The 12,753-nt window shown below is 53.7% G+C and carries 12 protein-coding genes and 2 pseudogenes; 11 read left to right on the top strand and 3 right to left on the bottom strand.

The genetic code is table 11. The features are described from left to right. Positions 1-15 precede the first annotated feature (15 nt). The 8 genes and pseudogenes from OCY70_RS07805 to OCY70_RS07840 all read left to right on the top strand — a co-directional run. Complete coding sequence (locus OCY70_RS07805; RefSeq protein WP_213426779.1) at positions 16-951, top strand: fumarylacetoacetate hydrolase family protein; 936 nt, start codon at positions 16-18, stop codon at positions 949-951. A gap of 58 nt (positions 952-1,009) precedes the next feature. Then, complete coding sequence (locus tag OCY70_RS07810) at positions 1,010-2,197, top strand: homogentisate 1,2-dioxygenase (RefSeq protein ID WP_213426778.1); 1,188 nt, start codon at positions 1,010-1,012, stop codon at positions 2,195-2,197. A gap of 43 nt (positions 2,198-2,240) precedes the next feature. Then, positions 2,241-2,969 (top strand): CoA transferase subunit A, encoded by a 729-nt coding sequence (locus tag OCY70_RS07815; RefSeq protein WP_213426777.1) that lies wholly within the window; start codon positions 2,241-2,243, stop codon positions 2,967-2,969. After that, positions 2,966-3,640 carry a 3-oxoacid CoA-transferase subunit B gene (locus OCY70_RS07820; RefSeq protein ID WP_213426776.1) on the top strand — a complete coding sequence of 225 codons (675 nt, stop codon included), beginning with the start codon at positions 2,966-2,968 and terminating at the stop codon, positions 3,638-3,640. Before OCY70_RS07815 ends, OCY70_RS07820 begins: the two co-directional genes overlap by 4 nt. A gap of 20 nt (positions 3,641-3,660) precedes the next feature. Beyond that, positions 3,661-4,779: a histidinol-phosphate transaminase gene (gene hisC, locus OCY70_RS07825; protein ID WP_213426775.1), complete on the top strand. Its 1,119-nt coding sequence runs from the start codon at positions 3,661-3,663 to the stop codon at positions 4,777-4,779. A 126-nt stretch (positions 4,780-4,905) separates the two neighbouring features. Continuing rightward, on the top strand, positions 4,906-6,072 hold the full coding sequence (locus OCY70_RS07830) for an acetyl-CoA C-acetyltransferase (RefSeq protein WP_283776714.1): 1,167 nt from the start codon (positions 4,906-4,908) through the stop codon (positions 6,070-6,072). 243 nt (positions 6,073-6,315) lie between these two features. Then, complete coding sequence (locus OCY70_RS07835) at positions 6,316-7,371, top strand: LLM class flavin-dependent oxidoreductase (RefSeq protein ID WP_213426830.1); 1,056 nt, start codon at positions 6,316-6,318, stop codon at positions 7,369-7,371. A gap of 285 nt (positions 7,372-7,656) precedes the next feature. After that, positions 7,657-7,914, top strand: a pseudogene (locus tag OCY70_RS07840) (thiolase family protein); the annotation flags it as partial. Positions 7,915-7,962: 48 nt separating this feature from the next. Here the strand turns inward: OCY70_RS07840 and OCY70_RS07845 are convergent. Continuing rightward, positions 7,963-8,598, bottom strand: a complete 636-nt coding sequence (locus OCY70_RS07845; RefSeq protein ID WP_213426774.1) for a GntR family transcriptional regulator — start codon at positions 8,596-8,598, stop codon at positions 7,963-7,965. A 490-nt stretch (positions 8,599-9,088) separates the two neighbouring features. On the opposite strand from OCY70_RS07845, the gene OCY70_RS07850 reads away from it, so the two are divergent. Next, positions 9,089-10,117, top strand: coding sequence for an alpha/beta hydrolase (locus OCY70_RS07850; protein WP_213426773.1), 1,029 nt, complete (start codon positions 9,089-9,091; stop codon positions 10,115-10,117). Between the two features lie 173 nt (positions 10,118-10,290). Beyond that, positions 10,291-11,175 carry an endonuclease/exonuclease/phosphatase family protein gene (locus OCY70_RS07855; RefSeq protein WP_213426772.1) on the top strand — a complete coding sequence of 295 codons (885 nt, stop codon included), beginning with the start codon at positions 10,291-10,293 and terminating at the stop codon, positions 11,173-11,175. Here the strand turns inward: OCY70_RS07855 and OCY70_RS07860 are convergent. After that, positions 11,130-11,927 carry a LysR family transcriptional regulator substrate-binding protein gene (locus tag OCY70_RS07860; protein WP_306433908.1) on the bottom strand — a complete coding sequence of 266 codons (798 nt, stop codon included), beginning with the start codon at positions 11,925-11,927 and terminating at the stop codon, positions 11,130-11,132. The genes OCY70_RS07855 and OCY70_RS07860 overlap by 46 nt on opposite strands. A gap of 165 nt (positions 11,928-12,092) precedes the next feature. Further along, a complete protein-coding gene (locus tag OCY70_RS36045; RefSeq protein WP_373871421.1) occupies positions 12,093-12,161 on the bottom strand; it encodes a hypothetical protein in 69 nt (22 codons plus the stop codon). Between the two features lie 66 nt (positions 12,162-12,227). On the opposite strand from OCY70_RS36045, the pseudogene OCY70_RS07865 reads away from it, so the two are divergent. Then, a pseudogene (locus tag OCY70_RS07865) lies at positions 12,228-12,507 on the top strand (SDR family oxidoreductase); the annotation flags it as partial. Positions 12,508-12,753: the final 246 nt, after the last annotated feature.

Consider the following 12,753-nt stretch of genomic DNA (forward strand, 5'->3'; position numbering starts at 1 on the left):
GATGCGGGAGGTTCTATGAAATTCGTGACATTTGACACCGGCACGGGCGCGCCGCGCTCCGGTTGGCTGAGGGAAGGCTGCGTCGTCGACATGCGAGCCGTCAGCGAAGGACGGCTGCCGGGCGAATTGCTGGAATTGGTGCGCCATCATGAGGACTATATGGAGGAAGCAGGGCGGATCGATCGCCGCCTTGGCCCGGATGCGGAGTCGATGCTCGCGCATGCGGGCGTCTATCCTGCGGCCGATGTCGCCTTGCTCGCGCCGATTCCGAAGCCGCCGAGCGTCCGCGATTTCTATGCCTTCGAAGCGCATGTCATCGCGGCGCGGCGGCGGCGGGGGCTCGATATGGTTCCGGAATGGTACCGGTTCCCGGTGTTCTATTTCAGCAATCATCAGGCCATCGCCGGCCCGGACGCGCTTATCCGCAGACCGGCCGCCGCCTCCGCTCTGGATTACGAGCTGGAGGTGGCCTGCGTCATCGGCAGGGAAGGACGGGATATCGGGGCAGAAGAAGCGGACGCCTATATTTTCGGCTATTGCATCATGAACGATTGGAGCGCGCGCGATCTCCAGCGGGAGGAAGTGAAGGTCGGCCTCGGCCCGGCCAAGGGCAAAGATTTCGCCACCTCGCTCGGTCCTTATCTGGTCACCAAGGACGAGCTGGAGCGCTATCGCGCCGGCAGGCGCCACGAGCTGGAGATGAGGGCCCGCGTCAACGGCGCCGAGCTGTCGCGCGGCAATATGCGCGACCTCCATTATACGTTCGGGGAGATGATCGCGCGGGCTTCTGCGGACGCCACGCTGTACCCCGGCGATATTATCGGATCGGGCACGGTCGGGACCGGCTGCCTTCTTGAGCTGGGACCGGAAGCGCACCGTTGGCTGGAGCCCGGCGATGTCGTCGAATTGGAAGTAACGGGACTCGGCCTGCTGCGCAACACCATCGGTTGAAGCGGCGAGGAGACCGCGAACGACCGGTATTGAATTCAGAGAGAGGAGGATTCATGTCATGGCCTATTACCGCCGCATGGGGGACATCCCGGGCAAAAGGCATACGATGTTCCGCAAGCCGGACGGCACCCTGTACCGGGAGCAAGTCATGGGAACGAAGGGCTTCTCCGGCATTCAGTCGATCTTGTATCACCATCATCCGCCGACGGCTGTCGGCAAGGCGGAACTGCACGCCGCCTTCGACATTGAATTCGAAGAGCAAGGCGCGCTGCGCCACCGCCATCTGTTGACCGGCGATTGCACGGATACGGGCGATGCCGTCGCTGGCAGACGCTATATGCTGGGCAATGAGGACCTGCTCATCGCCGTTGCGAACGTCGATCGGCCGATGGATTATTTCTACCGGAACGGGGACGGGGACGAGTTGTTGTTCGTGCATGAAGGGGAGGGCGCCGTAGAGACAATGTTCGGCACTCTCCGTTACCGGCCGGGGGATTATATTGTCATCCCGATCGGCACGATCTATCGCGTCATTCCGGAACCGGAGCGTGGGCGTACGAAGCTTTTGGCCGTGGAGACGAACAGTTGGATTACGACGCCGAAGCGCTACCGCAACTCGCATGGCCAGCTTTTGGAGCACAGCCCTTTCTGCGAGCGGGATTTCCGCGGTCCGGAGAAGCTGGAAACGTATGCCGAGCTCGGCGAGTTCGAGGTGAGGACAAAGTCTAGGGGATATATCCACCTGCATATGTTTAATCATCACCCGTTCGATGTCGTAGGCTGGGACGGGTATTTGTATCCGTGGATTTTTAACATAGCCGATTTCGAGCCGATTACGGGCCGCATTCATATGCCGCCGCCGATCCATCAGACCTTCGAGGGGAATAACTTCGTCATCTGCTCCTTCGTTCCCCGGTTATACGATTATCATCCCGAGGGGATTCCGGCCCCTTATTTCCACAGCAACGTAGACAGCGACGAGGTGCTCTATTATGTCAGAGGAAACTTCATGAGCCGCAAGGGCGTGAAGGAAGGCTCCATCACCTTGCATCCGTCGGGCATTCCGCACGGCCCGCATCCCGGCAAGATCGAAGACAGCATCGGCAAAAAAGAAACTACGGAGCTTGCGGTCATGATCGATACGTTCCGGCCGCTGCGCGTCGTCAAGCAGGCGCTGGCGTATGAGGATAGCCAATATATGTACAGCTGGTGCGCCGATTCGCAGGAAGCGTCGCGGACCGTGTAAACGCGCTTAGGCGCAAGATATGCCGATGAAAGGAGCGCATGGCATGAAGCAGCATGGGAAAGTCGTGCATTCCGCCGCCGAGGCGATACAGGGGATTCAGGACGGAGCCACCTTGATAGTGGGCGGATTCGGCCTGTGCGGTATCCCCGAGCTGGCCATCGCGGCGCTGAGAGACAGCGGCGTGAAGAATCTGACCGTCGTCAGCAATACTTGCGGCGTGGACGACTGGGGGCTCGGCCTCCTGCTCCCGAACCGCCAGATTAAGAAAATGATCGCCTCGTATGTCGGGGAGAACAAAACGTTCGAGCGCCAGCTTCTGAGCGGCGAGCTGGAGGTGGAGCTTGTTCCGCAGGGAACGCTGGCCGAGCGTATCCGCGCGGGCGGAGCCGGCATCCCGGCCTTTTATACGGCGACGGGCGTCGGCACGCCGGTGGCGGAAGGCAAGGAGCATAAAGAGTTCAATGGCCGCACATATATGATGGAAGAGGCGATTGTCGGCGATTTCGCGTTCGTGAAGGCGTGGAAGGGAGATACGCTCGGCAACCTGATCTACCGGAAGACGGCCCGGAACTTCAATCCGCTGGCAGCGGCTGCGGGCAAGATTACGATTGCCGAGGTGGAGGAACTGGTCGAGCCGGGACAATTGGATCCGGATCACATTCATACGCCCGGCATCTATGTGCAGCGGGTGCTCCACGGAACCGGGTACGAGAAGCGGATTGAACGGCGCGTCGTGCAGCCGGCGACGCTGGGAACGGGGGGATTCTCATGAGTGACGCACGCGAGGCCATCGTCCGGCGGGCCGTGCTGGAGATTGAAGACGGGATGACGGTCAATCTCGGCATCGGCATGCCGACCCTGATTGCAGGAATCATTCCGCCGGAGTGCAATGTGATGCTCCATTCCGAGAACGGCCTCCTGGGCCTCGGTCCGTATCCTCAGGAAGGGGCCGAGGATCCGGATCTGATTAACGCGGGCAAGGAGACGGTGACCGTCGTGGAGGGCGCCTCCTATTTCGACAGCGCCGAATCGTTCGCCATGATCCGGGGAGGACATATCGATCTCGCCATTTTGGGCGGAATGGAAGTATCGGAGCAGGGCGATCTGGCGAATTGGATGATCCCCGGCAAAATGATCAAGGGCATGGGAGGCGCCATGGACCTGGTGAACGGCGCCCGGCGCATCGTCGTCATTATGGAGCATGTGAACAAGCACGGCGAACCGAAGATCAAGCGGGAATGCGGCCTTCCGCTCACAGGCAAGCGAGTCGTCGACCGGTTAATCACCGATTTGGCCGTGTTTGATTTTACGGCGGAAGGCATGGTCCTGATCGAGACGCAGCCGGGCGTCGGCGTCGAGGAGATTCGGGACAAAACCGAGGCGCCGTTCCGGTTGAGTCCCGCGCTGAGCGCGGCGAACGCGCCGCCGCGGGTATCGGAGTAAAGGGGGAAGGAGGATGGTCTATGCAAGTGTCTGTCAAGATTCCGACGAGAAAAGAAATCGAACCGTTGGGCGTGTACGTGCCGGGAAAACCGATTGAAGAGGTAAAAAGGGAATTCGGTCTTACAGACATCATCAAGCTCGCGTCCAATGAAAATCCGTACGGCTGCTCGAAGCTGGCCGCTCAAGCCGTCGTGCGCGAGATGGAGAAATGCGCCCTGTATCCGGAAGGCACCGCCCCCGAATTGGCGGCGAAGCTGGCCGCCCGCCTCGGCGTGGAGCCTGAATATTTCATCGTCGGCAATGGTTCTGACGAGATTATCCGCTTGTTGACGCGGAGCTATATCGCAGCAGGGGACGAGGCGATTATGGCCGATGTCACGTTTTCCCGCTACGAGACGAACGTCCGCATTGAGGGCGGCGTTCCGGTAACGGTGCCGCTCATTGACGGCGTTCATGATCTGGCCGGCATGCTGGAGGCGATCGGCAGCAGGACGAAGATGATTTTCGTATGCAACCCGAACAATCCGACCGGGACAATCGTGGGGCAGAGCGAGCTGCTTGCCTTCATCGAGCAGGTGCCGCGCCATATATTGCTGATCATCGACGAGGCTTATTACGAATATGTATCCGATCCCGATTACTTGCAGACCGTGCAGCTGCTCGCCAGTTATCCGAACCTGGTCATCCTGCGCACGTTCTCCAAAATTTACGGTCTGGCCGCCCTGCGCGTCGGTTACGGCATGATGCACCCGAGCATCGTGCAGGAGCTGGTCAAAGTAAAGGAGCCGTTCAATTCGAACCGGATGGCGCAAGCCGCGGCACTCGCCTCGTTGGACGATGCGGCGTTCGCCGCCGACTGCGCGCGGCGGAATGAGGCGGCCAGAACGAAGCTCGTCTCCGAGCTGAAGCAGCTCGGGCTGTCCTGCTATCCTTCGCATGCCAATTTCCTGATGGTGAAGCTGGACCGCTCCGGAGACGACGTATTCGGCTCCTTGCTGGCGCGGGGCGTGGTGGTGCGCGCGGGCAGCCTGCTCGGCTATCCCGACACGATCCGCGTATCCGTCGGAACGGAGCAGGACAATGAGGTGTTCATCGAGGCGCTGCGACAGATACTCGGACCTGACGGCCAGCCGGCGTGAACGAAGCGGGAGGCATTCTATTGCCTATCTATTTACTTACTAGTGCATTGGGTCTTTGATGGTCTATTGCACAGCGTCTTTGATAATCTTGCATAGCGGAATGGGGGTGACGGTCTGACGGACGTCGTGATTGCAAGCGCCGTACGGACGCCGATCGGCGCGTTCATGGGCGGATTGAGCGAAGTGCCGGCGGTCGAGCTGGGAGCGCTGTTCATTGGGGAAGCGCTGCAGCGCGCCGGGCTGCTCCCGGAAGCGGCGCAAGAGGTGATGATGGGCAATGTGCTGCAGGCGGGCAGCGGGCAAGGCCCCGCCCGTCTGGCCGCGATGAAGGCGGGCCTGCCCTGCGAGGTGCCGGCCGTAACGATCAATAAAATATGCGGCTCGGGTCTGAAAGCGGTCATCCTGGCCGCACAGGCCATCAAGGCGGGCGATGCGGATCTTATCGTCGCGGGCGGCATGGAAAATATGTCGATGGCGCCTTATTTACTGACGCAAGGAAGAGCCGGATACCGGCTGGGGGACGGAGTAGTCGTGGACAGCGTCCTCAAAGACGGGCTTACCTGCTCGATCTGCGGCATTCATATGGGACAGACCGCGGAAAATATCGCGGCGAAGTATCGGATTGCGAGGGAAGAGCAGGATGCGTTTGCCTTGACGAGCCAGCAGAGAGCCCGCGAGGCATGGGAGCGCGGCGAGTTCTCCGCCGAGATCGTACCGGTGGAGATTCGGACCAAGAAGGGGCTGACGCGGATAGAAGCCGATGAGCATCTGCGCCCGGATGTGACGGCTGCCGCCCTGGCCCGGCTCAAGCCTGCCTTCCAGCCGGACGGCACGGTCACGGCCGGGAATGCCTCCGGGATTAACGACGGGGCGGCGGCGCTTGTCGTCTGCTCCGGGCGCATGGCGAAGCAGATGGGGCTGCCCGTGCTCGCGCGCATCCGCGGCTACGCCTCCACAGGCGTGGACCCCGCCTTGATGGGCATGGGCCCTGTATCGGCCGCGCAATCGGCGGTGAAGAAAGCCGGGATGTCGCTCGCGGATATCGACGTGGCGGAATTGAATGAAGCATTTGCCGCCCAGGCGATCGCCGTTATTCGCGAGCTCGGGCTCGATCCGGCGATTGTCAATGTGAACGGCGGCGCCATCGCGCTCGGGCATCCGATCGGCGCCAGCGGCGCGCGCATCCTCGTGACGCTGCTGCATGCGATGAAGCGCAGGCAGGCGGCCGCCGGACTTGCCGCCTTGTGCGTCGGCGGCGGCCATGGCGTCGCTGTTGTCGTCGAGCAAATGTAAAGTATAGAATAGGGAGCACCTCCGATTGTCCTTGGATCGGAGGTGTTGTCGTTTTATCGCAAGGCACTGTAGGGGGGCAGCTGCCAAGGTTCCATGAAATGTGTAACTCGATTTTTTATACAGAAAATAATTGAAAATTACAAGAATAACCTATGAAATAATGAAAATAAGTGATAAATTAATATACCGTCTGTAGTGTGCGTATTATGAACATGAACATCAATGGAAAAGAGGAAATGGATTGTGGAACTAGGTATAAGCACGTTTGTCGAGACAACACCTGATGTCAACACGGGAACAACGATAAGTCACGCGGAGCGGCTGCGTGAAGTAGTGGAGGAGATTGTTCTCGCGGATCAGGTAGGACTGGATGTATATGGGGTAGGCGAGCATCATCGCCATGATTTTGCGGCATCATCTCCTGCGGTTGTATTAGCTGCTGCTGCATCTAAAACAACGAAAATTCGGCTGACGAGCGCTGTCATGATTTTGTCATCTGCTGATCCCGTACGTGTATTTCAAGATTTTGCAACACTTGATGGGCTGTCTAACGGACGGGCGGAGATTATGGTCGGTCGAGGCTCCTTTCTCGAATCATTCCCATTATTCGGTTACGATCTGGACGATTATGAAGAGCTGTTCGATGAGAAGCTGGAGCTGCTGCTGCACATTCAGAAGTCGGAGAAAGTAAGCTGGAGCGGGAAGCACCGCCCTGCGATTCAGGATCTAGGCATATATCCTCGCCCCGTGCAGGATCCTTTGCCGGTCTGGATTGGAAGTGCGGGAAGTCCGGAATCCGCGATTCGTGCAGGGGCATTGGGACTTCCGTTTGTGCTCGCCATTATCGGAGGAGTGAAGCCGCTCGACTACGCTTCACAGGTTGAGCTTTACAAGAAAGCGGCTGCTGAAGCTGGTCACGATGTAACCCGTTTGCCAATTGCTTCTCATTCTCACGGTTTTGTCGCGAAGAATCAAAAACAAGCAATCGAAACGTTCTTCCCGTCTACATTTGCAAGAACGAACGTGAGAGCCGCTGAAAAAGGAGCGCCACCGTACACGAGAGCGGACTACGACGCGGCCTGCAGCCTGGAGGGTGCCCTATATGTTGGCGACCCGGAAACGGTAGCCCAAAAAATTATTCATCTTCGCAAGCATGTAGGCATCACCAGATTCATGTTACATATGCCGCACGGCACAATGCCTCATGAAGAGGTCATGGAAGCGATACGGCTATTCGGAACGGAAGTAGCGCCTCGTGTAAGAGAAGAGGTAGCGGGTTGGGAGCAACATCATTGTTGAGCTAGATTCGAATAGACGCTGCCTGTATGAGGAGGCAGCGTCTGCGTATCGTTTCTGAACGTTGTTCCCGTAACACGACATATATGAAGGTATTGGCAAGGCATGCTTGTTCGTAACTTGCCATTGTCTTCATTAGTTATTGTAATAATCAATCTGATGTTTCTTCGTCAATATCAATCTGTTGCAGTTCGGATTTCCATTTCTTGTGAAATTGCCGGCTGCTCTTGCTGTAGGCGGGAAAGGCGGAAATGAGCTGTTCGGCACGAGCATGCGTGGCGAAGACATCGTCTCAAGCCTGCCTTCCAGCGGGACGGCACGGTCACGGCCGGCAATGCCTCAGGGATTAACGACGGGGCGGCGGCGCTTGTCATTGTGAATGGCGGCGCCAACGCGCTCGGGCATCCGATCGGCGCCAGCGGCGCGCGCATCCTCGTGACGCTGCTGCATGTGATGAAGCGCAGGCAGGCGGCCACCGGACTTGCCGCCCTGTGCGTCGACGGCGGTCATGGCGTCGCTGTTGTCGTCGACATAAGAGTGAAATGAAGAACACCTCCCCTTTGGGTCGGAGGTGTTTTCACTTAACCTTAAATCTTACAATAACCCTAAAATAACTTCCTTATTAATTTGCTCAAATGTTTGAATTGCTTTTTCATATTCTTTTTCTTCCAGATGCATAACAAACTCTTTCATTAAACCAAGCAGTTCCTTTTCATACGGCTTTCGTCTCATATATCTAACTTCTACAGTATCTAGCAGTTTTTTCTTTTGTATTTCTTGTATAACTTGCATAATTGTTTTATTTTCGGCCGGAGACAATAATAATTCATGTATTCTCCACAACGTATTATGAAATTTTTCGACATCTCCCTTCTCTAAAGCAGTTGGAAGCTCTTTCAAACATTTTCTTAAACTGACGACATCAAAGCCTTTCTGGTTCACAACAACCTTTTCAACGGAAAGTTTAAAAAACAACAAACGAATTTCTAAAAACTCAACAATGTCTTCGAATGATGATTTTGTTTTTGCTACAGTTATCCCACAGTGACTTTGGTGTTTTAGAAATCCTTCTGATGTTAAACGAGAAAGCGCGTTACGAATCGGCGTTCTACTCATATTTAGCTCTTTTTCTAATCTAGATTCTGTTAAACGAAGCCCTTCTTCATATTTGCCTTCAATAATTTTACTTTTTATCTTCATATACGCTATTTCTTCCCGTGTTTTTTTCATAATCCTTTCCTTTCTAGTAATCACCATCATTCTTATTGCAAACAATGAAAATACATAATGTATACAATCCAGTTTATCATATAACATCTCTATTTATAAATGCCTTACTCATTTCCATTATTTCCCAAAAGTTTATTATCATTAACCAATGATCTTACACCATACTTCCAAATACTCTATGTTTGAAGATTTAAAATTCATTCTTAATTCCCATCAAATACCTGATCGAAGCCACATCAAATCGGTATTCAAAATGTATACAATTATGATATAATCTCTTCATTAAAAGATGGTATTCACTATCCGAACTCTCTTTATTTAAAGAAGATGGAAATAATTGTCCAAGTAATAACTGTCTAGCATGTACACAATAAGATTCACAACCTTATTGTATACAATAAATAAGCATTGAGGAGATGAGAACAATCTAATTCAACAGAGTTTTACTTTCTCACGATGACAATATGAACAAGGAATGGAGAAATTATTAATGGCAGTGAAAAAACAAAAAACTAAAGGACTAGTGAAAAAAAGAATGGTTGTGGCTCTTCTGATTGTTTCCGTATTGATACTTTCAGGTGTAAGTTTTTGGTTTTTTACGCCAATCCCCAAAGCATATCTGTACGGCAAGGCGCTAAACGAAATGACCTATGCGAAATCCGCTAATTATGCAAATGCCTTAAAAGCAGTCGAAATCGTAGAGGATATCGATTACAATTCTAAATTTCGGAATGGTGCATTAGATATCATTTTTCCTAAGAACCGTACAGAAGAAACGCCTGTTATTTTTTGGACACATGGCGGCGGGTATGTGGCCGGAGACAAATCAGGACTCACGAATTACGCAGTGGAATTGGCTGCTCGTGGTTATACCGTGGTGAATATTAACTATGCTCTTTCTCCGAAAGCCAAATACCCTACTCAAGTACTTCAGCTTGGTGAGGCTTATCAATATATAAAAGAGAATAAAGAGCAATATAACGTAAAACTCGATAAGGTGTATTTTGCAGGAGACTCTGCCGGAGCAAATCTGGCTGCTCTGTTTGTGAATATTCAAACCTCTCCAGAGTATGCGAAGTTAACCAACATTGACGCTGTCGTTGATCCTTCCACAATAAAGGGAGCCTTATTATATTGCGGTCCATATGATATGGTTGAGATTGCAAAAAGAACGACAAAAGAATCGCCAATGTATGATTTTGTTCGTACCGTTGGTTGGTCACATTTTGGCAAGAAAGATTTCGAGGAATCAGAAGACGCGAAAAATGCTGCCGTTTTGAATTATGTTACGGAAAATTTCCCGCCAGCCTTTATTACGGATGGAAATACGGGATCATTCGAAGCTCAAAATAAAGCGTTGGTTTCGGCTTTACAAAGTAAAGGCGTACCTGTAGATTATCTCTTCTTTGATATAAATGTTACCGGCGAGCTGGGACATGAATATCAACTTCAAATAGATACGCCAGCAGGTCAAGAAGCTTTCAACAAAACGGTTGAATTTTTAAGCAAAACGAGATGATGATAAATGACGCCCAAGATCTTTTGGGTGTCTTTGTGCATGTCTGAAAACAAATGAGGAAAATATGCCTGTCATCAGTTCCAATCGGGGATCGGGTGAGATAGAATAGAAGAGTGCAGCCTGCACCAACCATCGCAAATCGAACGCCACATCGCCAAGAGGAGTGAATAGTCATGATGCTACATAATGAGAACCAATCATTGCGATGCATGTCTTTTAACATTCGGTATGGTAGCGATAACATAGAGGGTGGGGAGCAGAGATGGAGCCGCAGGGCGGATATGGCCGCCAGCATGATCCGCTTTCACCGCGCGGACATGGTCGGCCTCCAGGAAGCGCTCCGCCATCAGATCGCCGATTTGGAACGCATGCTGCCTGATTTCGGCTGGGCAGGCAAGGGCAGAGACGACGGCGCCGAAGGAGGGGAATTCTGCGCCGTGTTCTACCGCAAGAGCCGTTTGGAGCCGTTCGACAATGGGACATTCTGGCTGTCCGAGACGCCGGAGACTCCCGGTCGCCTAGGCTGGGACGCCGCCTGCCCGCGCATCGTGACATGGGTTCGATTTGAGGATAAGCTGATGGGAACCCGGTTCATTCATTTCAATACTCATTTCGATCATGTAGGGACGGTAGCGATGGAGCAGAGCGCGCACTTGCTGTTGAACCGGATCGCGAAGCGGGAAGAACGCTGCCCTGTCATCGTCACAGGGGACTTCAACTGCACCGAATCATCGGTGCCATACGGTATCCTTACCGGAGCCGGGGCCGGCTCTGGCGCTTTGCGGGACGCGCGCTACGCCGCGCAGCATCCGCACTTCGGACCGTCGTTCACGTTCCACGGATTTCAGCTTCAGCGGCTGATCGAATGCCTGTTCCGCGACGGCGAATGCTTCAAGGGCGATAATGGAGAGGATCTTGACTCGCCGATCGATTATATTTTTGTCAATGAGCAGGTTCGCGTGCTGCAATACGGGGTTCTGGCGGATCAGCAGAACGGCCGCTTCCCTTCGGATCATATGCCGGTTGTGGCCGATATCCTATGGGATAAACAGCAATAAAAGACGGCAAGTCCACGACCGTTAACCCGTCTGGCACATAAGGCAATCCCCGGCGCAGTCTTTGGACGTCCGCATGAAGGGCGCAGGACGAACCGGGGACTGCCTTTTGTTATGCAACTGCAGTTATTATCGCGAATGAAGATCAGAGCTCGGCCTGAAGCCTGTTCAGAAATCGCTTCGCCGCCCGTGCGATATGCTTCTCCTCCGGATGCACCCATCCGTAATAAACCGGCTCGGTAGTCGGGGATTCCAGCGGCAGCGTGATGATATGCTCTCCGTCCTCCTTGAACGAATAATCGAGTCACCGCGATGCCTTCCTTGACCGCATTGTAAATCGCCTGCGTATTGTTGCTGATGCATAGAATGTCAACCTCGCCATAGGACGCGACAAACTGATCCATGAAGTCCCGGATATGCTCGTCGTCATACAGCACGAACGTCTGCTTCGCTAATTTAGCGGGCGTGATCGCGCTCTCCAGACGAAGAGGGGAGTGCTCGTTGACGCAGACCACCATTTTGCCTTCCAAGAGCCGTTCGAAGGTTAGGCAGCGTTGTTGATGGAGCAGGCTTTCCGGCAGCGCGATTAATCCAATGTCAATCTTGTCATGCTTCAGCAGCTCCAATATTTCCTTCGGGCCCTTCTCCATAATCTCCACCTTCACCCCCGGGTAATCCCGCTTGAAGCGCGAGACGACATGCACCAGCAAATGCATCGGTCCCGGTATGGTGGCGATTCGCAATTGCCCGCTCATGGCGTCGCTGTAGGATTGGGCTTCGGCCCTGAGCTCATGGAGGGCGGCCAGCGCTTCATTCGCCTTGGCGATAAGGGATCTGCCTTCCGGCGTCGGGACGGCGCCCAGCCCGCGCGAGCGGTGGAACAGGCTGACGCCCCATTCCGATTCAAGCAGGGAGATGGACTAGCTTATCGCCGACAGCGTGACATGCGAATGCTCCGCCGCTTTCGTGAATGCTCCGGTTTTGGCCACCTGGACAATGTATTCGAGCTATTCGAGATTCATCGGCTTCCACCTCTTATTAAGCATTGATTAACTATACTTGACCAGAAGCTGAAGGATTATCATGATGTCATCAACGTGAACCAGCACGGGGTAGCCTATGGGATTATCGCGGCCGGGCGCAGTCGATACGCCGATTATTCAGGGCTACAAGGATAGAGGCATGGCAGACTCCATGAAAGCAAAAGTTATCGGCAACAAATTGACGCAGCCAGAGCAAGTGGCCGATGCGATCTATTTGATGCCTCTCGAGGAAACCAGCGCGATTAACGGCAGTGTCGTGATGGCGGATGAAGGATATGCGTCCTTCAAATAAACGGAGCGCTGCCGCATTAGAACTTTCAACAATAGGATAATGGAACGTAAGCGCTGAGCCTTCGAATCCGATAGGCTCGGCGTTTTTGTGCTCTACATGACGGTGATGATGTGTGGCGGCCCTAAGAACAAGTGATAATGGGAAGATCAGGATCGTATGATTGAAATAACTGGTCATAATTGATAAGCTGTAATTAATCAACAGAATTGGTTGCTAGATTTCAGTGCCACACAGAAAAGGTTGAAG

Origin of the sequence: Paenibacillus melissococcoides (assembly GCA_944800085.1) — a bacterium.
Lineage (GTDB): Bacteria > Bacillota > Bacilli > Paenibacillales > Paenibacillaceae > Paenibacillus_B > Paenibacillus_B melissococcoides.